The organism is Aliirhizobium wenxiniae, from assembly GCF_014201355.1.
In the GTDB taxonomy this organism is placed as follows: domain Bacteria; phylum Pseudomonadota; class Alphaproteobacteria; order Rhizobiales; family Rhizobiaceae; genus Neorhizobium; species Neorhizobium wenxiniae.
In genome coordinates, this window is record NZ_JACHEG010000001.1 from 569,519 (window position 1) to 594,891 (window position 25,373).

The 25,373-nt window shown below is 58.3% G+C and carries 23 protein-coding genes; 2 read left to right on the plus strand and 21 right to left on the minus strand.

The annotated features are described in order from the left end of the window. Positions 1 to 9: 9 nt before the first annotated feature. The 11 genes from HNQ72_RS02845 to HNQ72_RS02895 form a co-directional block, all read right to left on the minus strand. A complete protein-coding gene (locus HNQ72_RS02845) occupies positions 10 to 258 on the minus strand; it encodes a GlsB/YeaQ/YmgE family stress response membrane protein (RefSeq protein ID WP_183989471.1) in 249 nt (82 codons plus the stop codon). Between the two features lie 88 nt (positions 259 to 346). Next, entirely contained in the window at positions 347 to 1,792 is a 1,446-nt protein-coding gene (gene lpdA, locus HNQ72_RS02850; RefSeq protein ID WP_183989472.1) for a dihydrolipoyl dehydrogenase, read from the minus strand. Positions 1,793 to 1,866: 74 nt separating this feature from the next. After that, entirely contained in the window at positions 1,867 to 2,139 is a 273-nt protein-coding gene (locus tag HNQ72_RS02855; RefSeq protein WP_183989473.1) for an HP1242/YdcH family protein, read from the minus strand. A gap of 71 nt (positions 2,140 to 2,210) precedes the next feature. Further along, a complete protein-coding gene (locus HNQ72_RS02860) occupies positions 2,211 to 2,849 on the minus strand; it encodes an SGNH/GDSL hydrolase family protein (RefSeq protein ID WP_183989474.1) in 639 nt (212 codons plus the stop codon). Between the two features lie 18 nt (positions 2,850 to 2,867). Then, entirely contained in the window at positions 2,868 to 4,211 is a 1,344-nt protein-coding gene (locus HNQ72_RS02865) for a pyruvate dehydrogenase complex dihydrolipoamide acetyltransferase (protein ID WP_183989475.1), read from the minus strand. Positions 4,212 to 4,226: 15 nt separating this feature from the next. Next, positions 4,227 to 5,606 (minus strand): pyruvate dehydrogenase complex E1 component subunit beta, encoded by a 1,380-nt coding sequence (locus HNQ72_RS02870; RefSeq protein ID WP_183989476.1) that lies wholly within the window; start codon positions 5,604 to 5,606, stop codon positions 4,227 to 4,229. A gap of 20 nt (positions 5,607 to 5,626) precedes the next feature. Next, on the minus strand, positions 5,627 to 6,685 hold the full coding sequence (gene pdhA / locus HNQ72_RS02875; RefSeq protein ID WP_183989477.1) for a pyruvate dehydrogenase (acetyl-transferring) E1 component subunit alpha: 1,059 nt from the start codon (positions 6,683 to 6,685) through the stop codon (positions 5,627 to 5,629). 192 nt (positions 6,686 to 6,877) lie between these two features. Continuing rightward, positions 6,878 to 7,195: an FtsB family cell division protein gene (locus HNQ72_RS02880; RefSeq protein ID WP_183989478.1), complete on the minus strand. Its 318-nt coding sequence runs from the start codon at positions 7,193 to 7,195 to the stop codon at positions 6,878 to 6,880. Positions 7,196 to 7,395: 200 nt separating this feature from the next. Continuing rightward, a complete protein-coding gene (gene eno, locus HNQ72_RS02885; RefSeq protein WP_183989479.1) occupies positions 7,396 to 8,670 on the minus strand; it encodes a phosphopyruvate hydratase in 1,275 nt (424 codons plus the stop codon). 120 nt (positions 8,671 to 8,790) lie between these two features. Next, positions 8,791 to 9,639 (minus strand): 3-deoxy-8-phosphooctulonate synthase, encoded by an 849-nt coding sequence (kdsA, locus tag HNQ72_RS02890; RefSeq protein ID WP_183989480.1) that lies wholly within the window; start codon positions 9,637 to 9,639, stop codon positions 8,791 to 8,793. A 4-nt stretch (positions 9,640 to 9,643) separates the two neighbouring features. Then, positions 9,644 to 10,516, minus strand: coding sequence for a VOC family protein (locus tag HNQ72_RS02895; RefSeq protein WP_183989481.1), 873 nt, complete (start codon positions 10,514 to 10,516; stop codon positions 9,644 to 9,646). Between the two features lie 198 nt (positions 10,517 to 10,714). On the opposite strand from HNQ72_RS02895, the gene lexA reads away from it, so the two are divergent. Further along, entirely contained in the window at positions 10,715 to 11,428 is a 714-nt protein-coding gene (lexA, locus tag HNQ72_RS02900) for a transcriptional repressor LexA (RefSeq protein ID WP_183989482.1), read from the plus strand. Here the strand turns inward: lexA and HNQ72_RS02905 are convergent. Next, positions 11,409 to 13,724, minus strand: a complete 2,316-nt coding sequence (locus HNQ72_RS02905; RefSeq protein ID WP_183989483.1) for a ComEC/Rec2 family competence protein — start codon at positions 13,722 to 13,724, stop codon at positions 11,409 to 11,411. The genes lexA and HNQ72_RS02905 overlap by 20 nt on opposite strands. 523 nt (positions 13,725 to 14,247) lie before the next feature. On the opposite strand from HNQ72_RS02905, the gene gltA reads away from it, so the two are divergent. Beyond that, on the plus strand, positions 14,248 to 15,537 hold the full coding sequence (gltA, locus tag HNQ72_RS02910) for a citrate synthase (protein ID WP_183989484.1): 1,290 nt from the start codon (positions 14,248 to 14,250) through the stop codon (positions 15,535 to 15,537). A 101-nt stretch (positions 15,538 to 15,638) separates the two neighbouring features. Here the strand turns inward: gltA and lpxB are convergent, their stop codons facing one another. The 9 genes from lpxB to HNQ72_RS02955 form a co-directional block, all read right to left on the minus strand. Beyond that, positions 15,639 to 16,802, minus strand: a complete 1,164-nt coding sequence (gene lpxB / locus HNQ72_RS02915) for a lipid-A-disaccharide synthase (protein WP_183989485.1) — start codon at positions 16,800 to 16,802, stop codon at positions 15,639 to 15,641. Beyond that, positions 16,799 to 17,695 (minus strand): LpxI family protein, encoded by an 897-nt coding sequence (locus tag HNQ72_RS02920; protein WP_373289355.1) that lies wholly within the window; start codon positions 17,693 to 17,695, stop codon positions 16,799 to 16,801. Before HNQ72_RS02920 ends, lpxB begins: the two co-directional genes overlap by 4 nt. Positions 17,696 to 17,700: 5 nt before the next feature. Beyond that, entirely contained in the window at positions 17,701 to 18,516 is an 816-nt protein-coding gene (lpxA, locus tag HNQ72_RS02925) for an acyl-ACP--UDP-N-acetylglucosamine O-acyltransferase (RefSeq protein WP_183989486.1), read from the minus strand. Then, positions 18,513 to 18,980 carry a 3-hydroxyacyl-ACP dehydratase FabZ gene (fabZ, locus tag HNQ72_RS02930; RefSeq protein ID WP_148148064.1) on the minus strand — a complete coding sequence of 156 codons (468 nt, stop codon included), beginning with the start codon at positions 18,978 to 18,980 and terminating at the stop codon, positions 18,513 to 18,515. The genes lpxA and fabZ overlap by 4 nt, the downstream gene beginning before the upstream one ends. Beyond that, positions 18,973 to 20,040 carry a UDP-3-O-(3-hydroxymyristoyl)glucosamine N-acyltransferase gene (gene lpxD, locus HNQ72_RS02935; protein ID WP_183989487.1) on the minus strand — a complete coding sequence of 356 codons (1,068 nt, stop codon included), beginning with the start codon at positions 20,038 to 20,040 and terminating at the stop codon, positions 18,973 to 18,975. Before lpxD ends, fabZ begins: the two co-directional genes overlap by 8 nt. A 50-nt stretch (positions 20,041 to 20,090) precedes the next feature. Beyond that, complete coding sequence (gene bamA, locus HNQ72_RS02940) at positions 20,091 to 22,427, minus strand: outer membrane protein assembly factor BamA (protein WP_183989488.1); 2,337 nt, start codon at positions 22,425 to 22,427, stop codon at positions 20,091 to 20,093. Between the two features lie 194 nt (positions 22,428 to 22,621). Further along, positions 22,622 to 23,743 carry an RIP metalloprotease RseP gene (gene rseP, locus HNQ72_RS02945; protein WP_183989489.1) on the minus strand — a complete coding sequence of 374 codons (1,122 nt, stop codon included), beginning with the start codon at positions 23,741 to 23,743 and terminating at the stop codon, positions 22,622 to 22,624. 39 nt (positions 23,744 to 23,782) lie between these two features. Continuing rightward, positions 23,783 to 24,616 (minus strand): phosphatidate cytidylyltransferase, encoded by an 834-nt coding sequence (locus HNQ72_RS02950; protein ID WP_183989490.1) that lies wholly within the window; start codon positions 24,614 to 24,616, stop codon positions 23,783 to 23,785. Next, a complete protein-coding gene (locus HNQ72_RS02955) occupies positions 24,616 to 25,359 on the minus strand; it encodes an isoprenyl transferase (protein ID WP_183989491.1) in 744 nt (247 codons plus the stop codon). The genes HNQ72_RS02950 and HNQ72_RS02955 overlap by 1 nt, the downstream gene beginning before the upstream one ends. Between the last annotated feature and the right edge of the window lie 14 nt (positions 25,360 to 25,373).

The window sequence follows — 25,373 nt, forward strand, 5'->3', positions numbered from 1 at the left end:
CCTGCTACATTAGCGCCTGACGATTTTGGCGACGAATAGCAAAAGGCTCGCGCCAAGGAAAGCCGTCACGAAATAGCCGAGCCGGCTGTCTTTTACCGGGATTTCGAATGTGTTCAGCACGGCAAGCGCGACCACCGATCCGACGATGCCGAGAATGATGTTCATGAAGATGCCGAAGCGTATGTCCATCATCTTGCCGGCAAGCCAACCAGCCAGCCCGCCGATGATGATCGCTCCGATCCAACCAACGCTTTCCATCATTCCTCCATGAAGGATTTGCACCTTAGTCCGGCGCTCCCCATCACAGATGGGAAGCGCCTGCTGTCCCTTTCAAGGGACATGGTTATCAAGCGTTCAGAACGCGACCATAGGCGTCGAGCACGCTTTCCTTCATCGATTCCGAAATGGTCGGATGCGGGAAGATCGTGTGCATCAGGTCTTCTTCGGTCGTCTCGAGGTTCATCGCGACGACAAAGCCCTGGATCAGTTCGGTGACTTCAGCACCGACCATGTGGGCGCCCAAGAGTTCGCCGGTCTTCTTGTCGAAGATCGTCTTGACCATGCCCTGGTCCTCGCCGAGCGCCACGGCCTTGCCGTTTGCGGCAAAGGAGAAGCGACCGACGCGGATGTCGCGACCCTGTTCCTTGGCCTTGGCTTCCGTTAGACCAACCGAGGCGACCTGCGGGTTGCAATAGGTGCAGCCCGGGATCTTGCTCTTGTCGGTCGGATGCACGTTCGGCAGGCCGGCGATCTTTTCGACGCAGACGACGGCTTCATGCTCGGCCTTGTGAGCGAGCAGCGGGCCACCGGCAACGTCGCCGATCGCGTAGATGCCAGGAACGTTGGTCTTGCCGTAACCGTCGATGACGATGAAGCCACGCTCGGTCTTCACGCCGGCAGCTTCAAGGCCGATGTTTTCGATATTGGCCTGAACGCCGACAGCCGAGATCATCCGGTCAGCGGTGATCTTCTCGGAAGAACCGTCCTTCTTTTCGATCGTCGCGGTGATCGAGTTTGCACCCTTCTCAACCTTGGCGACCTTGGCTTCAAGATGGATCTTGATGCCCTGCTTTTCGAACTGCTTCTTGGCGAAGGCGGAGATTTCCGCATCTTCGACCGGCATGACCTGGCTCATGATTTCGACGACGGTAACGTCGACGCCCATGGTGCGGTAGAAGGAGGCGAATTCGATGCCGATGGCGCCCGAGCCCATAACGAGCAGCGACTTCGGCAGCTCTTCCGGCTTCATCGCTTCGAAATAGGTCCAGATCAGCTTGCCATCCGGCTCGATGCCCGGCAGCGCGCGCGGACGCGCGCCGGTGGCGACGATGATGTGCTTGGCGGTGTAGGTGCCCTCGCCCAGCGTGTTCTTCGGAACCGGACCCTGCGGCTGGACGACCGGCTTGGTCGACTTGCCGACGACGATTTCGCCCGGCTTGGTGAGCTTGGCTTCGCCCCAGATAATGTCGACCTTGTTCTTCTTGAACAGGAAGCCGACGCCGTTGTTCATGCGAGCGGCAATGCCACGCGAACGGGCAACGATCGCCTTGACGTCGGGCTTGATCGAGCCTTCGAGCGTCAGGCCGTAATCCTTGGCATGGGTCGCGGTATGCAGCACGTCAGCGGTGCGAAGCAGCGCCTTGGTCGGGATGCAGCCCCAGTTGGAGCAAATGCCGGCAAGATGTTCGCGTTCGACGACCGCGACCTTCATGCCGAGCTGCGAGGCTCTGATCGCGGCGATATAACCACCAGGGCCGGAGCCGATTACAATAACGTCATAAGCGTTGGACATGAGCGCTTCCAATCCTCTTCTGTCGAGACCCCGGCGAACACCTTGGGTCTTCACGGGATGGAAGCGCCTGACGGTCAAACCGCCAGCTTGATCACTTCAGCTTCCGGTTCAGGTTGAACCAGCATCCCGTAGATTTCTTCCTTGAGCTGCCTGCGCTGCTTGCACATGTCGATGAGCATTGCATCGCCTGCGGGCTCGTTACGTCTCTCGGCCAGATGAACCCTCCGGCTCAGATCTTCATAACTCCGGCAAAGGCGGGCGAAATGCCCATCCGTTTCCTGGAGATGGCGCACAAGCGCCCTGAAATCCGGAAATTCTGCGACCAGTTCATGCAGCGTGCCAGACATGGAACAAATCCCTTTATTAGTGAGGAAGTGTCCACGCTAGGTCCGCCTAAAAATACCTCCGTTGATCCAAATCAAAGGCCAAGCATCATTCGAACGATCGGCTCCAGACCGCGACCAATTGCCCGAGTTTCCTCTGCATTCAGGTGCACGCCGTCAGCCGGACTGGTACGCGCAACCGAACCTGCATCGAAGAAACCGCAGCCGAGATCATCAGCAAGATCGCGATAGAGCGAGGCGAGCATCGACGATTCCTCGATCGCGCCCCGGAACATCGCCGAAAACACCGGATCAGCCGTTTCGCAGAGCGGTGGCGGCGATACGATGAGAATATCCGGCGCGTCATAGTCAAACGAATAATCGTGGTGGCGGATCAGCCCCACGAGCCTTTGCATGCCGGCGCGGGCCGCATGGGCGGTCCCGGCAATCGCCGGTTTCATATCGTTGGTGCCGAGCATGATGACGACGAGATCAAGCGGCTGATGGGTGTGAAGCACCGTTGGAAGGTTCTTCACGCCGTTGCGATCACAATCGGCCAGATGATCGTCATAGCCGGTGGTGCGACCGTTCAATCCTTCCGCGATCACGCTCACGCCAGACCCGAGGGCAGCCCCGAGGACGCTTGGCCAGCGATCCTCGAAAACGTGCCGTCCCGTTCCTTCGGGGGAGAACCCCCAGGTGAGACTGTCGCCGAAGCAGAGAACGGTCCTCATCCCGCCGTCCTTTTGCCGCTAGACCAGCATCGACATCGGGTTTTCGATGTAGCGCTTGAAGGCGGAAGCGAGTTCCGCACCGAGCGCGCCATCGATGACGCGGTGGTCGAAGGCGAAGGTCGCCGACATCACCGTACCAACTTCGATCTTGCCGCCACGAACGACCGGCTTCTCGACGCCGGCGCCGATCGACACGATCGAGGCCTGCGGCAGGTTGACGATCGAGGTGAACGAAGAGACGCCGAACATGCCGAGGTTGGACACGGAAGTCGTGCCGCCCTGGTATTCTTCCGGCTTCAGCTTCTTGTCGCGGGCACGCTTGGCCATGTCCTTCACCTCGTTGGAGATGACCGACAGAGCCTTGGTTTCAGCCTTGCGAACGATCGGCGTGATCAGGCCGTCCGGAATGGAAACGGCAACACCGACGTCGGAATGCTTGTGCAGCACGCGTGCCGTCGAGGTCCAGGAGGCGTTTGCCATCGGAACGTCGCGCAGCGCCAGAGCCATCGCCTTGATGATGAAGTCGTTGACGGAGAGTTTGAAGGCAGGAACCTCGCCCTTCTCTGTCTTCTTCACCGGCGCCGACTTGTTGATCTCTGCACGCAGAGCCATCAGCGCGTCGAGTTCGCAATCCATCGATACCGTGTAGGACGGAACCGTCTGGGTCGATTCCGTCAGGCGTGCAGCGATCGTCTTGCGCATGCCGTCATGCGGCAGAAGCTCGTAGGAGCCTTCAGCAAACAGCTTGAGCGTGCTTTCGTCCGACGGACCCTTTGCGACAGCAGGAGCCTGTGCGGCTGCCTGAGCAGCAGCGGGAGCAGCCTTGGCGCCGCCGGCTGCAGCCTTTTCGACGTCTGCCTTGACGACACGGCCATGCGGACCGGTGCCGGTGACGGCGGACAGATCGAGACCGGCTTCCTTGGCGAGACGACGGGCGAGCGGCGAGGAAAACACGCGCTTGCCATCGGCAACCGGAACAGGCGTCGATGGTGCCGGAGAAGCGTCGGTAACCGGCACTTTCGGAGCTTCCGAAGCGGTTTCAGCCTTTGCGGCTTCAGCCTTCGGCGCTTCCGCCTTCGGAGCGGAACCCGCACCGGCAGCAGCGGCGGCAAGATCTTCGCCTTCTTCGGCAATGATGGCGATCAGGGCGTTGACCTTGACCGCTTCAGTACCGGCAGGAACGACGATCTTGGCGATCGTGCCCTCGTCGACGGCTTCGACTTCCATCGTTGCCTTGTCGGTTTCGATCTCGGCGATCACGTCGCCGGACTTTACCTTATCGCCTTCCTTGACCAGCCATTTTGCGAGGTTGCCCTCTTCCATGGTCGGAGAAAGGGCTGGCATGGTGATGTTGATAGGCATCCTATCACCCTTCCCTTACTTGTAGCAGACGGTTTTGACCGCCTCGACGACTTCGCCGACAGTCGGCAGAGCCAGCTTTTCGAGGTTGGCGGCGTAGGGCATCGGAACGTCCTTGCCGGCAATCGTCAGAACCGGGGCATCGAGATAGTCGAAGGCCTGCTGCATGACGCGGGTGGCGATTTCGGTGCCGACCGAGTTCTGCGGGTAACCTTCCTCGACGGTGACGAGGCGACCGGTCTTCTTGACGGATTCGATAACGGTCGGCAGGTCCATCGGACGGATCGTGCGAAGATCGATCAGTTCGACATCGATGCCTTCCTTTTCGAGTTCGGCAACCGCCTTCACGGCATAGGTCATGCCGATACCGAAGGAGACGATCGTTGCGTCCTTGCCCTTGCGGTGGATGCGCGCCTTGCCGATCGGCAGAACGAAGTCATCCAGCTTCGGCACGTCGAAATGCTGACCGTAGAGGATTTCGTTTTCGAGGAAGACGACCGGGTTCGGATCGCGGATAGCAGCCTTCAAGAGACCCTTTGCGTCGGCAGCCGTGTACGGCATGACGACCTTGAGGCCTGGGATCTGGCTATACCACGAGGAAAAGTCCTGGCTGTGCTGTGCACCAACGCGGGCAGCAGCGCCGTTCGGACCGCGGAACACGATCGGAGCACCCATCTGGCCACCGGACATGTAAAGCGTCTTAGCAGCAGAGTTGATGATCTGGTCGATCGCCTGCATGGCGAAGTTGAACGTCATGAACTCGACGATCGGCTTCAGGCCGGACATGGCCGCACCGACACCGATACCGGCAAAGCCGTGTTCGGTGATCGGGGTATCGACAACGCGCTTGGCGCCGAATTCCTGCAGAAGGCCCTGGGTGATCTTGTAGGCGCCCTGATATTCGGCGACTTCTTCACCCATGACGAACACGTCGCCATCGCGGCGCATTTCTTCCGCCATCGCGTCGCGCAGAGCTTCGCGAACAGTGGTCGAAACCATCTCGGTGCCGGCCGGAATGTCCGGATCGGCAGCAACTTCGACCTTCGGCTGAGCCGGGACGGAAGCAGATTCGGGCTTCGCGTCTTCGGCAGCCGGAGCTTCAGCCTTCGGGGCTTCGGCAGCCGGAGCGGCAGAACCGATCGCATCGGCGCTTTCGCCTTCGGCGAGCAGGATCGCAATCTTGGTGTTGACCTTGACGTTTTCGGTGCCGGCTTCGACCAGCAGCTTGCCGATCACGCCTTCATCGACGGCTTCCACTTCCATGGTCGCCTTGTCGGTCTCGATCTCGGCAATGACATCGCCAGACTTGACGGTGTCGCCTTCCTTCTTGACCCATTTGGAAAGCGTGCCTTCCTCCATTGTCGGAGAAAGCGCAGGCATCAGGATATCGATAGGCATAGGTTCTTTCCTCCCCGCGCTTAGAGCAGGATATCGGTGTAGAGCTCGGATGCATCCGGCTCCGGATCGTTCTGGGCGAAGTCGGCGCTATCCGTGACGATGTCGCGGATATCCTTGTCGATCGCCTTCAGTTCGTCCTCAGACGCCCAGCCCTTTTCGAGCAGACGGTTGCGAACCTGTTCGATCGGATCCTGCTCCGAGCGCATCTTCTGCACTTCTTCCTTGGAGCGGTACTTTGCCGGGTCGGACATGGAGTGACCACGGTAACGATAGGTCAGCATTTCGAGAATGATCGGACCCTTGCCGGCGCGGCAATGGGCGAGCGCCTCGTCGGCGGCAGCCTTGACGGCGCGCACATCCATGCCGTCCACCTGGACGCCCGGAATGCCGAAGCCGACGCCGCGCATCGAATAGTTCGACTGTGCGGTTGCACGGGCAGTCGACGTACCCATGGCGTAACGGTTGTTCTCGACGATATAGATGATCGGCAGTTTCCACAGAGCAGCCATGTTGAAGCTCTCGTAGACCTGGCCCTGGTTGGCAGCACCGTCGCCGAAATAGGCAACCGAAACGCTGTCATTGTTGCGATAGGCGTTAGCGAAGGCGAGACCGGTGCCGAGCGAGACCTGCGCACCGACGATGCCGTGACCGCCGTAGAAATGCTTCTCCTTCGAGAACATGTGCATCGAGCCGCCCTTGCCCTTCGACAAGCCGCCGCGACGACCGGTAAGCTCGGCCATGACGCCACGCGGGCTCATGCCGCAAGCAAGCATGTGGCCGTGGTCGCGATAGGCGGTGATGACCTGATCACCCTCCTGCTGCGCCATCTGCATGCCGACGACGACAGCTTCCTGGCCGATATAGAGGTGGCAGAAACCGCCGATGAAGCCCATACCATAGAGCTGGCCGGCCTTCTCTTCGAAGCGACGGATCAGCAGCATCTCGCGATACGCATGCAGATCGTCGTCCTTGCCGAATTCCGGCGTATTCTTGCCGGTGAATTCCTTCGAGACTGTTTTGCTGGCAGATTTTGCCGCTGGCTTGCGGCCGGATGCAGACGCGGATTTGGTTTGCGCCATCGATCCCTCCCTATGTGCTGCATTGAAAGAACGGCATCAAGGCAAGCGAATGCACACCTCAACCCGCTCGGGTTTCTGCAACTAACATAGGGAAGAAAAGCCGCCCCAGCAATGACATATTTGCATGGCTCTCATTCCGCATAAGCCACTGAAATAAATCACGAAAAACAAGTTAACCGAAATTCGGTTAACTCAGAAATAATTGTTAAATATGACTATTTCGTCCGAGCGAGAGACATTTAGTTGATAACGCGCAATTTCATCGAGCATGTCTTTATCGAGTGAGCCATCACTCATCAGGTGAACCTGACGTTCCAATGCTTCGCGCTTGGCAGTGAGCGCCGCAAGCTCGCTGCTGCGTGCTATGCGCTGCTTTTCGAACTCCTCGGTCGCAATAAGACCGAGATCACCATGGATGGAATGATACCCGAAATAGGAAAGAAACGCGACTGTGATTGCAGGCAGGATGAAACGGCCAAACTTTCTTTGTTTGTGATGTCTTGTCCACATGCCTGTTCTAACGCCTTGAGCTTACACGGCGGGAGCGATTCATCGTCCCGGGGATACGAATGAAAATCGCAGAACTTGCTTAAGCATTCGTTTCGCTTGCCGCGGTGCAGCGCAGATATGAAAAAAGCCCGCGTCGTGGACGCGGGCTTTTCCAATGTCTTTCAGCTTTCGCAAGACCGGCCTTTTCGGCCGACCATTGCTTAGCCCTTCAGGATCGAGCGGCCGGCATAAACGGCCTGCGGGCCGAGCATTTCCTCGATACGGATCAGCTGGTTGTACTTGGCCAGACGGTCCGAACGCGACAGCGAACCGGTCTTGATCTGTCCGCAATTGGTAGCGACGGCGAGATCGGCAATCGTCGAATCTTCCGTTTCGCCCGAGCGGTGCGACATGACGGCGGTGTAGGCAGCCTTGTGAGCGGTCTCGACAGCGTCGAGCGTTTCCGTCAGCGAACCGATCTGGTTGACCTTCACCAGGATGGAGTTGGCAACGCCCATCTTGATGCCGTCGCGCAGACGTGCGGAGTTGGTGACGAACAGGTCGTCGCCGACCAGCTGAACCTTGGAACCGATCTTGTCGGTCAGGTACTTCCAGCCTTCCCAGTCGTCTTCAGCCATGCCGTCTTCGATCGAGATGATCGGGTACTTGCCGGCCAGCTCTGCGAGATAATCGGCCATGGCTTCCGGCTCGAGCGTACGGCCTTCGCCTTCCATCTCGTACTTGCCGTTCTTGAAGAACTCGGTCGAAGCGCAATCGAGGCCGAGGAACACATCGCCGCCCGGCTTGTAACCGGCCTTTTCGACGGACTTCATGATGAAGTCGAGAGCTTCCGGAGCGCTCTTCAGGCCCGGCGCAAAACCACCTTCATCACCAACGTTGGTGTTGTGACCCTGGGACGCCAGTTCCTTCTTCAGAACGTGGAAGATTTCCGCGCCGATCCGTACCGAATCCTTCAGCGTTTCAGCGCCGACAGGCATGATCATGAATTCCTGGAAGTCGATCGGGTTGTCGGCATGTGCGCCGCCATTGATGATGTTCATCATCGGAACCGGCAGGATGTGCGCGCCAGCGCCACCGACGTAACGGTAAAGCGGCAGGCCGGCCGATTCGGCGGCAGCCTTGGCAACGGCCAGCGACACGCCGAGGATGGCGTTTGCACCGAGACGCGACTTGTTCGGCGTGCCGTCGAGCGCGATCATCGTCTTGTCGATATGGATCTGGCTTTCGGCATCGAAGCCGCCGATGGCATCAAAGATTTCCGTGTTGACCGCTTCAACGGCCTTCTCGACACCCTTGCCGCCAAAGCGCTTGCCGCCATCGCGCAGCTCGACAGCTTCGTGGGCACCAGTCGATGCTCCCGACGGAACAGCGGCGCGGCCCATCGAGCCGTCTTCCAGATAGACGTCGACTTCGACGGTCGGGTTGCCACGGCTATCGAGGATCTCGCGAGCGATAATATCGGTAATAGCAGTCAAGGGTCTCTCCTCAGAGTTAAGTCCATGCGGTCATTGAAAATGTATCACGTTCAATGACACGCCAATTACAGTGCGCGCGCTTTCTGCGCTTTGACAACGCTCAAGCGTTTTTTTTGAAGTTCAGGCAGCCTTGGCCACAGCATCGAAAGCCATCAGCTTTTCCAGCAGCCGCGGCATGTCTTTCAGATGCACCATGTTCGGACCATCCGACGGAGCGTTGTCGGGATCCTCATGGGTTTCGATGAATACGCCGGCAACACCCACTGCGACGGCCGCACGCGCCAGCGTTTCGACGAATTCGCGCTGGCCACCGCTGGAGCCGCCCTGCCCGCCCGGCTGCTGCACCGAATGCGTGGCGTCAAAGATCACAGGCGAGCCGAGCGAGGCCATGATCGGCAGAGAACGCATGTCGGAGACGAGCGTGTTATAACCGAAGGAGGCGCCGCGTTCACACAGCATCACATTCGGATTGCCGCTTTCGGTGAATTTCGCCTGGACGTTTTTCATGTCCCAAGGGGCCAGGAACTGACCTTTCTTGACGTTGATCGCCCGGCCGGTCCTGGCGGCTGCGACCAGGAGATCGGTTTGGCGCGACAGGAATGCCGGGATTTGCAGGATATCGACGGTCGGCGCGACGAGCGAGCACTGCTCTTCCGTGTGAATGTCGGTCAGGACCGGAAAGCCGAATTCCTTCTTCAGGTCGGCGAAGATTTCCATCGCATTTTCAAGCCCGATACCGCGCTTGCCGGAAATCGACGTGCGGTTCGCCTTGTCGTAGGAAGACTTGTAGACCAGCCCGATGCCGAGTTTGCCGCAGAGTTCGCTGAGCGTACCGGCGATCATGAAGGCATGGTCGCGGCTTTCCATCTGGCAAGGTCCCGCAATCAGCGAAAGCCGGTCCGTATTGCAGAACACGACCTTCTTGTCGCCTTCACCGACTGACACTGCTGAATTGGGGGGAACTGCCATTTTCTTATTCCTCGAAGCCGAACAAAACGCCTTGGCCGGGCGACGGCGATACGAGAACGCGACCATCCCGGCGAATGAATGCGACGTCATTAGCAGCAAGGATGATCTCTGTCACGGCCAGATCAAGACTGCGAAAGATCACTGCCTCCGCCACCAACCCGGCAGCCACCCCCTCGACAGGAAGACCGAAGTCATGCGCAATCTGCTCGCGCCTGAGAACGCGCACTGCTCCCGTTTCAGTCTGGAACGCCAGTCCGCCTTCAACTTCGACACCCGGCGCTCGCAGCACATTGTCAAAAAAGGCAACCGAAGCATGCGGATCATCACTTGCCAAAACGACGTCCTTCAAACCGGCGACCGAATTGGCATGGACACGCAATTCAGCCATATCCTGCGGGAAAGATACCAGCCGCTGACAGGAGAAAGCAAAGAAATCGGCCGCGCTATCCATCGCGGCAAAAGCAAGCTGGAAACGAGCTTCGACCTCGTCACCGCCCGGGGACTTTACGGCTCTGCCGAATTCGAGAGGCTCACCGCCGGAAATTCCGGCCGCGACATAATGCCGATGATCGTTCGACGCGTCTTCGCTGGAGACCACGATGGCCGACAAGCCTTCACGTCCGCGGCGACCGCGATACTCCAGATCGCGCTCGACAAAGACATTGCCTTTCTTGGCATGGCCCCCTGCTTTGCGCCTATCCACAACAGCCAGTGGCTCCAGATAGGCACCGTCTTCAAAAAAAACACAGGCATTGGCCGTACCGAAGGGATGCGCGCCGTCAGGCGCGACAGTGAAACCCAAAGACGACAGCCGCTCACGTGCCTTGCCGAGATTCCCCACAGGCAAAACGAGATGATCGATATTCCTAGCAGTCACACATGTCCCCCAGACTTCTGATCCGCTGGGCCTAGATTGGGCAGACCGCCGGGGAGCGCAAGTAGATTCCGACTGAGAACGTCATTCGGCATCCAAGAAACTGATTATATTGTCACGAAAATTTAAGGACTTGCGGAACACATATGGAACATATAGTGTTCGTTCTGCATTTGTTTCAAATCTGAAGGTGCGCCTCACATGCTGACTCGCAAGCAACAGGAACTGCTTTTATTCATTCACGAACGGATGAAGGAGTCGGGCGTACCTCCGTCTTTCGATGAAATGAAGGACGCTCTCGACCTTGCGTCGAAGTCGGGCATCCATCGGCTCATCACGGCGCTTGAAGAGCGCGGTTTCATTCGCCGCCTCCCCAACAGGGCGCGCGCGCTTGAGGTCATCAAGCTTCCCGAAGCCTATGTTCCCACGCTGCAACCGAAACGCGGTTTTTCACCGAGCGTGATTGAGGGAAGCCTTGGCAAGAAGCCGGCAACGCCTGCTACCCCGCCTGTATCCGCCAATGACAGCGCGTCTGCAAGCGTGCCGGTCATGGGCCGCATCGCCGCCGGCGTACCGATCTCGGCAATCCAGAATAACACCCACGACATTTCGGTTCCTGTCGAGATGCTGGGATCCGGCGAGCATTATGCGCTTGAAGTCAAGGGCGACTCGATGATCGAAGCAGGAATTCTGGACGGCGACACCGTCATCATTCGTAACGGCAACACCGCCAATCCGGGCGATATCGTCGTTGCACTCGTGGATGATGAAGAGGCCACACTCAAGCGCTTCCGCCGCAAGGGTGGCTCGATTGCGCTGGAAGCGGCAAACCCGGCTTACGAGACACGAATTTTCCCGCCGGATCGGGTCAAGGTTCAAGGCAGGCTCGTCGGCCTCATTCGCCGTTATCACTGATACCGGAATAGTTGCCAAGATCAGTTGGCGCTTGTGATCGATTTTCCATTCCTGCCTGATCTGAGACAACAAACCCCTCCTCAAGACGGGCGCTCGATTTTGGTTTGGAAACCCATTCCGGCAGATGCGGGTCATAGAGATTGCGTCGCCAGTCATATTGGCGATGAATGCTCCATGGGCGAACCGCGCCAGCCATTGCTGTAGTGACGCCCCATTTTCCGGCTGCCGCCGCGGAAAGATCGATTTCGATTGACCCGGTTTTGCGCAAGCTGGCGCCGCTCAGCATCGGGGCACCAGACCGACAGGAATGGAAACGCGCACGCGGCGCGATAACAAGGCCGGCAACGTCGCAAGCCGCTCCGGCATAGCGGCCATCATCAACAACAACGACAAAGACACCTTCCGGTGACATGAATGAGCACCAGGCCTTGAGCTGACATGAAAATCTGACACTCCCTGCTTTCTTCATCAGCCGCTTCGCTTCGACCAGAACGGGTTCTGGAAGTCTTTCATCGGAAGAGGCTGGCATATTTTCTGGAATTTCACTTTCCAACATCTCCGGCATCGCCAGCACTGGAAGGCCTCGCGCATACGTCCACTGCCCATAGACGAATTCGGAGGGACGTTTCCTGTTGGCGGCAACACGTCCCGCATCTCGATAAGCAACGAGGTTCCCATCCTCAGCAATGAGAAGACTTGATTGGGCGTGTTGCACCCCCATCCAGAAAAGGACTGCAGCGGTAAAAAGGAAGGGCAGGCCCGAATAGCGAAGGCGTGTCCTGAGAAGCGTCAGCAGCAGGAAACCACAGACCCCAAACGGTAGAAACCAGGGATGCTGTTCTCCGACGACAATGTCCCCGCCCCATCCCGCGACATGCTTCGCGATCAAGATGACCCATTCGAGGCTCCAGGCCATGATCCCGATGAAGGGAGCTTCGAGGCCGAAGGGCATCAACAACATCGCAGCAAGGCCGGACGGCATGACGAGGAAGCTGATGATCGGCATGGCAGCCAGGTTCGCGGCAAGCCCGTAGGTCGCGACGCGATGGAAATGCTCGACGGAAAACATCGTCGTCGCAAGACTGCCGATCAGCGATGTCACGATAATGCCGGCGATAAAACGCCAGCCGACGGCAGCGCATGTCACCACAGGATGACCGATGGGAAATCGCTCCCGCTCTTCCGTTTGAGGACGTCGCGACCAGGCCGCATAACCGGCTACGAGCGCAACCGTGGCAGCAAACGACATCTGGAAACTTGGCCCCAGAATTTCCGACGGCGTCCAGATGAGGATGATCAGTGCAGACAAGGCTACATTTCGCAAACTTATCGAAGGCCGGTCCAAAAGCACGGCGACAAGTATCACCGCCATCATGATATAGGCGCGCTGGGCGGATACACCGAAGCCCGACACCAGATAATAGGCCGTAACCATCGCAAGTGCCCCACCAGCGGCAATCTTCTTGGTAGGCAGGGCCTGTGCGACGCCAAGGAAAAGAGCGAAGACGCTACGCAATCCCACGAAGAAAATCCCGGCGGCCAGCGCCATATTCAATCCGGAAATCGCAACAATATGAGCGAGACCTGAGACCCGTAGCGCCTCGACCGTATCTTCGGAAATTGCCCGCCTCTCATCGGTGACAATGGCGGCGGCGAATGCACCAGCATCACCCGGCGCAATCTCGCGAATACGATTACCGATCTGCCTGCGCAGATCGAAGAGCCAGCGTAAGGCGAGCTGCGGCCAGCCTGTCGCCACATCCGACCCTCCATTCCGCTGCGGAGCGCTATAGAAATACCCCACCGCACCGATGCCATCGAAATATGCCGAGAAAGCAAAGTCGTGCAGACCGGGCAAGGCCGGCCCGGAAGGCGGTGACAGCCTCGCGCGTCCGGAAATGGCAGCCCCGTTTTCAAACGGCTCATGCTGCGCCCTTGCCAGTAGCGAGACCCGGACGGGCGGCCGCCTCAGAATGGGGTTTGCTGTCTGCCGTACAGCCACAATATAACGCAGCCGCCCAGGACCGGCAGCCTCACTACGCTCGACGACGCCCATGACATCGGTTGTCACCGGTGAATCGAGAATGACCGTCGATTGCCGCCACGTTTCGATTTCTGCCAGCGCCATGCCACAGAAGCCCAGACACGCAAATGTGAGAAAGACACGCGCGCGACCATCTCTTGTTATCAACGCCAGAGGCGCCAGCACGGCAAGAGCAAGGAACGGCACCCATGCCGACGGCTCCACCGGGCTGAGGAACCACACCGCCGAACCGAAGCCAATGGCAACAGGCATGAACAGAAAGCCGTGGCCATGGCGGCGCTCCTCACCAAGCGAAATAGAAAGAAATGCTCCCACCTCCGCCAATGACGAACCAATGCGCTTTCCGTAAGAAACCGGCGCTATCTCTGCGGTATATCGATGGGATGTCGTTCCGACGGCCAAGCCATCAGGCGCCGATTGAAAATGCGTTGCCGACCCGGCAGCAGCAGAGCGCCGGCTCAACGTTTTGGTATCTATCTTCTCGAAACCTTCAGCCCGCATTGAACCAGCCTGCCCCGATCACAAAACACAACCTGAGCGTTCTTTTTAAGTGCGTCAACCTGACGCATATGGGCTTGCCACCAGAACCGATTTTCGGATTGCAACAAGGGGTTGGCCACAGGGTCAAATGTCGATGCTCAATATCGTATCGCGCTGCACAATTTGCCGTCAGAACAGCTTGGCATCTGCTAAAGGATCATATAGCTAAACGTGGAACGCTTAATGCTTATGGCGCTTTTGAGGCGTCATGCCGCCAACCGGTTGGAGGATCAGAATGACGGAAACAAGCGCAACTCTCGCTCTCGGTGACAAGAAGGTCGACCTGTCGGTCAAGTCCGGCACGATCGGTCCTGACGTGATCGACATCGGCGCGCTCTACAAACAGACCGGGGCCTTCACCTACGACCCCGGGTTTACCTCGACCGCTTCGTGTGAATCGAAAATCACCTATATCGACGGCGACGAAGGCGTGCTTCTTCATCGCGGCTATCCCATCGAGCAGCTTGCCGAACAGGGTGACTTCCTGGAAACCTGCTATCTGCTTCTTTACGGGGAACTGCCGACGGCAGCACAGAAGAAGGACTTCGATCATCGCGTAACGAACCACACGATGGTTCATGAGCAGATGAGCCGCTTCTTCACCGGCTTCCGCCGCGACGCGCATCCGATGGCCGTCATGTGTGGCTGTGTCGGCGCCCTTTCGGCCTTCTATCACGACTCGACCGATATCACCGATCCGCATCAGCGCATGGTCGCTTCGCTGCGCATGATCGCCAAGATGCCGACGATCGCCGCCATGGCCTACAAGTACCATATCGGCCAGCCGTTCGTATATCCGCAGAACAATCTCGACTATTCGTCGAACTTCCTGCGCATGTGCTTTGCTGTTCCTTGCGAAGAATACAAGGTGAACCCGGTTCTGGCCCGCGCCATGGATCGCATCTTCATCCTGCATGCCGACCACGAGCAGAACGCCTCGACCTCGACGGTTCGCCTTGCCGGTTCTTCCGGCGCCAACCCGTTTGCATGCATCGCCGCCGGCATTGCATGTCTGTGGGGTCCGGCTCACGGCGGCGCCAACGAAGCAGCGCTCAACATGCTTCAGGAAATCGGTTCGGTCGACAAGATCCCGGAATACATCGCCCGCGCCAAGGACAAGAACGATCCGTTCCGCCTGATGGGCTTCGGTCACCGCGTCTACAAGAACTACGACCCGCGCGCCAAGATCATGCAGAAGACCACGCATGAGGTTCTGGCCGAACTCGGTCACAAGGACGACCCGCTCCTGCAGGTTGCCATGGAACTCGAAAAGATCGCCCTCACGGACGAATACTTCATCGAGAAGAAGCTCTATCCGAATATCGACTTCTATTCGGGTATCACGCTGAAGGCGATGGGCTTCCCCACCACCATGTTCACCGTGCTCTTCGCGCTTGCCCGCACCGTCGGCTGGATCGCCCAGTGGGCAGAGATGATCGAAGATCCGCAGCAGCGTATCGGCCGCCCGCGCCAGCTCTACACGGGCGAAGCAAAGCGCGACTACGTGCCTGTTTCCAAGCGCTAAGCAGCACACGACCGAGACAAAAAACCGGCCAGAAATGGCCGGTTTTTTTATCACCTGATAAGGCTCGCCCCGGGCGGCTGCATCGAAGACAGCTGTAAAGATTACGGACGTTTCAGCAGATCAATAACTGCACTGGCCGCGGCCTCACCCGGCGGAACAGGAACCTGCAGCCGTTGCCAGGCGAGATCATAACCCTCCAGCATGGCCCTGCGCTGCGTCGTATCGTTGGACAGGCGCTCGACCCAACGGCAGAGGCTCGCCGGGCGAACCACCTCGTTGATATATTCCGGCACGATCGGATAGTCCGCGATCAGATTGGGCAACGCGCCCGTCCAGATCTTGATCTTGCCAGCGAGAAGCTTGATCAACCAGTCCGTCTTATAGGCAGAAACGACAGGCACGGTGGCAAGGCCGAGCTCCAGGATCACGGTGCCGGAAGCGGCCATCGCCGCATCGGCCTCGGCAAACGCCGTCCATTTCGCCTCGGCGCCCGAACTCACCTCGACGGAAACGGGTAGCTTGGCAGCTATCTCCCGAACCAACGCCTCACGGCGCGGAACGGTGGGCAACAGGAAACGGGTATTGCCGTTGCGCTCCGAAAACTCCCTGGCGGCTTCTCCGAAGACAGGCAGGAGGCTCTTGATCTCCGCCGTGCGTGAACCGGGCAGAAGCAGAATGGTCTTCTCCTGATCGGCGGCTTTCGTCGGGCGCGCCGCCCGGAGGCTGCGCACTTTGAGAAGATCCGGGTCGTTCGTCAGTCGATGACCGACAAAAATCGTCTCAGGCCCTTCAAGCCGTTTCATCGCCTCGGGTTCGAACGGCAGAACGGCGAGTACGCGATCCACATAAGCGAGCATCGCTTTGGCGCGATATTCCTTCCATGCCCACACGCTGGGGCAGACGTAATTCACGATCGGCAGTCGAGGCAGCGCCGCCCTAACCTTTCTTGCCACGCGATGGGTGAAGTCGGGACTGTCGATAATGATCAGCACATCCGGCTGCGCTGCGATAATCGCGCCTGCCGTCTGATTGATCCGCCTGATCAAGGCCGGCAAGCGCGACAGTACCTGCGTCAGCCCCATGATCGACAATTCGGAAAAGTCGAACAGGGAATGCAACCCCTGCGCCGCCAGCGCATCTCCGCCCACGCCCATCAGCTCGACCGGCCCGTCATGCACGGCCTTGAGGGCAGCGATCAGGTCTGCGCCAAGCAAATCGCCGGAGACCTCGCCTGCGATAACGGCAACCTTCAGGACACGTTTCATGAAAGCCCTCCGTTTTCAAGCGTCGGGTCGATCCCGCAAACGAAAATACCCGCCGCATCAGCCGCCGAGATCAGTGCCGCTTCCTCAAGCACAAGCGCCCTGCCGGCCTCTACGGCGATACCGGCCAGGCCTGCCCGCGCTGCATTTTCGACGGTTGACGGCCCGATCGTTGGAAGGTCGGCGCGCATGTCCTGCTGCGGCTTGCAAAGCTTGACCAGAACGCCACGCCGGCGCGCCGAAATTCTGCCGCCGATGCGCAGTTCCGCAACCCGCTGAAGCATGGCATCGGTGCCTTCGACGCCTTCCATGGCGACAACGCGGCCACCGACGGAAACGGCACCCTGCCCTATATCCAGATGACCGAGAGCAAGAGCGGCCTCGACCCCTCTGGAGATATCCCGCAAATCATCACCGGCCGGAGACACCCGTCCCAACGGTCCCAGGCGAGCAAGCAGGCCGGGCGCAATTTCGTGGGCGCCGATCACCGTGCAACCCATGCCCTCGATGAGCTTGATCACCATTTGCAGGACCGTGTCATCACCATGCGACATCAGCGTGCGCACGACGGACGGCATGCTGAGTATGGTCTTGAACGTCGGCCGGATATCGCGCCATTCAGGCCGGCGGGCAACGCCGCCGGACATGACGACGCGGCCGATATTCAAATCACGGAAGGACTTTTCAATCGCGGCAAGATTGCCGACGCCAACGGAGATGATTTCGAAACCATCGAAACGGTGATCGGCTTCATCCTTCAGAGCTACAATGAAGGGATCTTCCCCTTCGGCTCTGGCAGCCTGCGCCAGATAGAGCGGCAACAATCCACGGCCTGCGATAATAGCCAGGCGACCATCGGAATGACCTTCTCGCGCCATGCCGGACGTGCCGGGCATGGACCTCATCCCTTCCTGCGGAAGGGAGAGGAAATTGCACGATCACTGTCGGCCATGATGAAATCGATGATTTCCATCGCTTCCGCGCAATCGAGATAGGCATCGCGAACGGCAGCCGCATTCGCCCGAACATTGCCCTCACCTTCGAAGATATCCTTGTAGGCGCGGCGCACACGATGGATCGTCTGCTTGTCCATGCCGGCGCGCGTCATTCCGACCACGTTCAGCCCGCCAAGAACACCCGGGTTACCGTTCAGCATGCCATAGGGAATGACGTCATAGTTGACGGCCGAAAGACCGCCGATAAAGGCTTGGCGACCTATGCGCGAAAACTGATGAACAGCACAGCCGCCGCCCAGAATGGCGCGGTCCGCAACATGCACATGCCCTGCCAGCATCACATTGTTGGACATGATGATATCGCTGCCAAGCTGGCAGTCATGCGCAACATGGCTGTTAGCAAGGAACAGGCAGTTGTTACCGACAACTGTCTTGCCACCACCGCCAACCGTGCCGGTATTCATTGTGACGCCTTCGCGCATGACGCAGTTGGCGCCGACCGTCAGCGTGGAATTTTCTCCGGCCTCATGCAGGCTCTGAGATACGCCGCCGATAACAGCCATCGAGAAGACGCGGCAGCCCCTGCCGATCTCAGTCTTTCCGGTGACCACGACATGCGACGCCAGTTCAACATCGTCCTTGAGAACGACGCGAGGCCCGACATGGCTGAATGGTCCGACAACAACATTCTCACCGATGACCGCGCCATCCTCGACAACAGCCGTCGGATGAATGCGGGCGCTGGCTGCAATCGTGCTCATTCGCCTTCCTTACGGACGATCATCGCGCCGATATCCGCCTCTGCCACAAGTGCGCCCTCGACCTTGGCATCACAATGGAACTTCCAGATATTACCGCGCTGCTTCTGCTTCACGACATGGAATTCCACGCGATCACCCGGCACAACCGGCTTGCGGAAGCGGGCATTATCGATCGTCATGAAATAGACGAGATTGCCGCCCTCGCCTTCCTTACGCGCACAGATCGCACCGGCGGTCTGCGCCATAGCCTCGACCAGAAGCACTCCCGGCATAATCGGACGTTCAGGAAAATGTCCCTGAAATTGCGGCTCGTTCGCCGTCACGTTCTTGATACCGATAGCTGAATTGTCACCGTCGATGTCGATGATTTTGTCAACGAGCAGAAAAGGATAGCGATGAGGCAGAAGCTTCATGATTTCCTGAATGTCGGCCGCGCCGAGTTCCGGCTTGGTCTCATCAGTCATTGTTTTTATCTCCTCTGCGTTTTGCCCTATCATCCACCTGGCTCATCTTTTCAGCCATCTCGCGGAGAAAGTCTTTCATTGGTCGCGCCGGTATTCCACCATACCTGAGGCCGGGCGGAATATCTGCCACGACGCCACTCATTGCGGCGATCTGAACGCCATCTCCGATCGAGATATGACCATTTATGCCAGAAGCACCGCCGATCAAGACGCCGTTGCCGATCTTTGTCGAACCGGCGATTCCAGCCCCTGAAGCAATGCCGCAATGGCGTCCGATATGGACGTTATGGGCAATCTGGACCTGATTGTCGATTTTGGTGCCTTCACCGATGACGGTATCGTCCATGGCGCCGCGGTCGATCGTGGTGTTCGCACCGATCTCGACATTATCCTGGATGATCACGCGACCGATCTGCACGATTTTCAGCATGCCGCGCGGTCCGGGCGCAAAGCCAAATCCATCCTGACCGATACGAGCGCCATTATGGATGATGACATTATTGCCGATCAGCGCTGCAACCACGCTAGCGCCTGCAGCTATGCTGCAATTGCGCCCGATCTGCACGTCCGCGCCGACCACAGAACCCGCTCCGATACGAGTACCCGAACCGACATGGGCGCGCGCACCGACCACAGCCATCGGCTCAACCGTCACGCCTTCTTCCAGCCGCGCAGTCGGGTCGACATAGGCTGACGGCGACACCCCGTCGCCTTCCGATGTGACGGGGCTCGGGCGCATCGCAATCGGGTGCAGAAACGCACCGGCCATTGCAAAAGCCGAATGCGGAGTCTTCGTTTTCAGCACAGCGATATGCGAGGGAACAATGTTGGCAAGACCCGGATCGCACAGGATGGCCGAGGCCATGCATGTCTCGAGTTCCTGACGGTTCTTGCGCGACAGGATATAGCAGACCTGTCCCTCTTGAGCGCGTGCAACAGGCGCCACTGAACGGATCATGCGTTCGCCGGCAGTGTCGTCCAAAAGCTCTGCCCCAAGATGGACCGCAAGCTCACGAAGGCTCACGCCATGATGGGGCGGAAAGAAATTGTTTTGATCCATAAAGCTAAGCTCCAGAACAGATTTCCGGCCGCTTTCGCGGCCGGAAACGATCAGAACTGGTTCGCCATGCTGAAGCGGAATTCCTGGGTCTCGTCGAAATCTTCCTTGAGGACCGGGATCGCATAGTCCATCCGGATATTACCGAATGGCGAAGCCCACATAACGCCGACACCGACAGACGCACGCCACGACATGCCTGTACCTTCAATATCGGTGCCAGATGTCTTGACATCGTTACCGTAAAGCGTGCCGGCGTCTGCAAAGGCAGCCAGACGCAGACCGATATCCTCCGGAACAGCCGGCATCGGCATGGACGCATCGGCCGAAACCGTGAAGTAGGTCGTGCCGCCCAGTGCGTCGCCGTCGTCCTTCGTGCGCGGACCGATACCGTTATTGTCGAAGCCGCGAACCTGACGGCCACCCAGCGTGAATTGGTCGAAGACGTTCAGATTGTCGCCGGTAGCGAAAACATGACCCGCGCCGACGGCGATCGAACCGATAAGATCGGCCTCGGTCGACAGCGTATGGAAGTAACGAGCACGGCCGGAGATCTTGTAGAATTCCGAATCGCCGCCCAAGCCAGCGAACTCATGCGTGAAGGTCGCATAAATACCTTCGCGAGCCATGGTCTGGCTATCCAGCGTGTTGTAGGTCAGCGTCTGGGCGACCGACGACTGCGTATATTTGCCGTGGTCGACGAGATCCTGATAGATCGGAGACAGGTCAGCATAGTCGGAGCCACTGCTCTCGTACTCGATCTGCTTGTAGGTATAACGGAAAGTCGTCGCCAGATCTTCGGTGATCGGCGCAGTCACGCGCAGCGTGAAACCCGTTTCCGTATAATCGTAGTTATCATTCGATGACGTTTCACTGCGGAAGACGTCGAAACCAGCAGCCAGACGATAACCGAGGAAATACGGCTCTGTGAATGACAGCGTGTACGTACGCGAGTCGTTCAGTCCCCCGCCGGCAGCGATACGAACATACTGACCGCGACCGAGGAAGTTCTTTTCTTCAACCGAGGCTTCAAGAATGAACCCGTCGCCACCAGCGGAATAACCGGCGCCGATACCGAACGAGCCGGTCGACTGGTCTTCGACGTCCACGACGATAACGACGCGGTCTGCGGCACTGCCCTGCGTGGTCGAGATATTGACCGACGTAAAGTAGCCGAGAGCTTCGAGGCGGCGCTTTGCGCGCGAGATCATTTCCTGATTGAAGGCATCGCCTTCGCTGAAATCGAACTCGCGGCGAATGACGTAGTCACGGGTACGCGTATTACCGCGGATCTCGATACGCTCGACATAGGCGCGCTCGCCCTGATCGACCATGTAAGAAACGCCGATCGTATTCGTCTGAAGGTTACGGTCGCCGCGCGGGGTTACACGAGCGAAAGGATAGCCCTTCGACGCAACCTGCTTGGATATGGCTTCCATAGACTTCTGAATTTCACGGGCATCGTAAACAGCGCCGGACTTGGTCTCGACCAGCCCCTTAAGCTCGTCGCCACTAACGCCTTCGACGCTGGATTCGACATTGATATCGCCGAACTGGTAGCGAGCACCTTCTTCAACAGTGAAGTTGATCGTGTACTTGTTCGTCGTTGTATCGAGCTGCGCATCGGAGGAAATGATGCGGAAATCCGGATAACCGTGATTGTAGTAGAACTGGCGCAGCGCATCTTCGTCGGCGCGCAGCTTGTCCTGACTATATACGTCCTTGCGGGTAAGGAACGAGAGCGGACCGGATTCCTTGGTGGCAATAACGGCCTTCAGGCGACCGTCGCCGTAAGCCTGATTACCGACAAAATTGATATCGGCGATCTTCGTGCGGTCACCTTCGTTGATAACGAAAGCGATATTGACGCGACCCTGACCGACATTGACCGTCTGCGTCGTGATTTCGACGTCACTACGACCGATCTGCGAATAGGCAGTGCGAATGCGCTCGATATCGGCATTGACCATTGCCTGACTGTAAGGACCGAGCGGCTGCGTTTGCACAACGCCGGCCAGCTTGTCGTCCTTGATCTTGCGATTGCCGTTAAAGACGACCTGATTGACCAGCTCGTTTTCAGCCACAGTCACCACAAGCGAGCTGCCGGAAACGCTGATCTTCACATCAGAAAAATAACCGGTCGCGTAGAGACGCTTGACCGATTCGTCGATATCAGCGCCGGAAAAGGTAACACCGGGCTGGATCGTCAGGTTGGACCGAACGGCCTCCTCGCCGGCGCGCTGGGCGCCACGCACCTGAACGCTGCGGATGACAGCAGCTTCGGCACTCGCAGCACTGGCAAGCACCATGACGCCCGAACCCGACGCAACAACACTAGCAGACAGCGCAAACGCCGACACTGCGTTCAAAAACTTTGAACCAGCCTTCATTTTCAATTCTTACCTTTTCCCGTTGTCCCTCGGCGGGTGGAGCCCGACTCCGGCCACGTGTGTCGTTTTACCTTCTTTTGCCCTACAAGCAAGCTATCGCGTTAATTTCTATTTACTTCCTTTTGAAGCGTGGCTCTCGCGCCACGCAACATTGTAAACATGGTGAATAATTGGTTTATTCACCCGCAGCTCGCTTAGCCAATAAGGTTGGTGATATCGTTGAAGGTGGCAAACACCATCAGACTGAGTACCATCGCAAGACCGATACGGAATGCGATCTCCTGAGCTCCAGCACCCAAAGGCTTCCCCCTCACAGCTTCTATTGCGTAGAAAACCAAATGGCCGCCGTCAAGCACCGGAACAGGCATAAGGTTCAAAAGTCCAATGGAAACGGAAAGGACTGCGGCAAGTTGGATCACCGCGGCGAAGCCGAGCGTGGCCATCTGCCCCGAAGCCTGGGCAACGCGAACCGGGCCACCCAGCTGATCAGCCTTCATACGGCCGGTCACCAGATTGCCGATATAGCGGAATGTGCCGGTGATAATGTTGCCGGTCTCTTTCACGCCCTCGCCGACAGCCTCAAGCGGAGTGAACGTCTCCAGCCGGAAATTGCCGCGCTCCTCATTGGTGACGACACCGATCAGGCCGAGCTCCACCTTGTTGCCGAACTGATCGGTGATCTCGGTGCTCTTCGGCACCATCGGCAGATCGAGATCCTGACCATTCCGTTCAACCGTCACGACGATCGACGTATCGGGCCGCACACTGACGTAACGGCGGACATCTTCGAATGTGGAAACTTTACTACCGTCGAGCGCCACGAGCCGGTCGCCCGGCAGCACGCCGGCTTCCGCGGCTGCGCTGTCAGGGCGCACCTCTGCCACGACCGGATCGGCGATCATCTTGCCGTAGACGGAAAACAGCACGGCGAAAATGGCGATCGCAAGGATAAAGTTGGCGATAGGGCCTGCCGCAACGGTAGCGGCGCGTTTCCACAACTTTGCGCCCGCAAGCGTCCGAGCCCTGTCGGCCTCGCTCATGTGGGAAACGCTTGATGCATCGGGCAGGCTCGACGCATCCTCGTCACCAAAGAACTTCACATAACCGCCGAGCGGGATAGCCGAAAGCTTCCAGCGTGTACCATGACTATCGGTGAAGCCGATCAATTCAGGACCAAAGCCGACCGAAAATGCAGTCACCCGAATTCCGCTCCATCGCCCCACGAGATAGTGCCCCATCTCGTGAACGAACACGAGCAGAGAGAGGACGAGGATAAACGGGATAATGTAGCCCGTTATGAAACCGAAGATGGCCATCAGTGTTTCCGCTTCACGATATCGAGGCTGGTCGCCGCTTTAGAGACCGAAGATGAAGGCAGCGACCGAATTGCTAACATGGCCCTTCATGGCCGTGTCCACAAGCGTCAGCAGAAATACTGCAAAACAGGCAAAAACCAAGCCGTCCACACGGTCCATCACGCCACCGTGTCCGGGAATGAGATGGCTGCTGTCCTTCACACCGAAACGTCGCTTGATGAAAGATTCGAAAAGATCACCAATCTGGCTCGCGACAGACAGCAGGAAGGCAAGCGCCATCGTCCACAGTGAAAGCCGCGAAAATATGCCAAGCGTAAGCAAACCACTGGCGGCAACGCCGGCAACCGTTCCGCCGATCGCCCCGGACCATGTCTTGCCGGGGGAGATGCGCGGTGCAAGCTTCGGACCGCCAATAGCACGGCCGACAAAATAGGCCAGGATATCGGTCCCCCACACTACTGCGAAGATAAAAAGCGTGGCGACGAACCCCGCCTGATTATCACCGCGGATGGCAGCAAGAGAGATGCCGCTCAATCCGGCATAGACGATACCGCCCGGAAGCCACCAGGAGCAGCGCCCAAGGAGTGCCAGCAGCACGCCCGTAACGAGACCACCGCAAAGCAGCGGCATGGACAACTCGCCGTCTCCGATGATGAGATCGGCAGCGATAAGTAGAACGACCAGCCAGCCGAACGCATTGGCCTTGAAGCTCCGCTCCGAAAGGCCAGTGATCGTTGACCATTCATAATAGATCAGCGGTGCCATCACGGCAGCAACAAGATTGAACGCCCAGCCACCTATCCATGTTGCGGCAAGGACGATCACGGCCAGCACAATAGCGGACACGATGCGAAGTTTGAGCTCCTGCCCCATCAGCCGACCACCGCCGCGGGTCTTGCAGACAAACCGCCAAAACGCCTGTTGCGCGACGCATAAATCTTGAGCGCTTCGACAAAAAGATCCCGATTGAAATCCGGCCAATAATCGGGAAGGAAAACGAATTCCGAATACGCGGCCTGCCAGAGCAGGAAGTTCGAAAGCCTCTCCTCGCCGCTCGTGCGGATTATGAGATCGGGATCCGGTATGCCCGCCGTATCGAGATAATCACTGATCGTCTCGGGACTGATGGAGGCCGGATCAAGGAGGCCGGCCTTGACCTTCTGCGCGATCCTTGTGGTTGCACGCGCAATTTCGTCGCGAGACCCGTAATTGAATGCGATCACCACCGTAAGTGCCGTATTGTTACGAGTCGTTTCCTCCGCTTCCAGAAGAAGCGGCAGAATATCGCCACGCAGTTTGTCGCGCTCACCGATAACTTTGATCCGTACGTTTTCTCGATGAAGTTCGGCCAAGTCGCGTCGTATAAAACGACGAAGGAGGCCGAGCAGATCACTGACCTCGGCTTCCGGCCGGCTCCAGTTTTCCGACGAGAACGCAAACAGCGTCAAATACCGGACGCCGAGTTCACCAGCCGCCCGGACCGTTTCCTTGACGGCCTCGACACCCTTGCTGTGCCCCATCGTCCGGGCCAGGCCGCGCTTGTTGGCCCACCGACCGTTGCCATCCATGATAATGGCAACGTGCTCCGGAATGATCGCAATATCTGGCGTCAGCATGTCCTATGCATTTC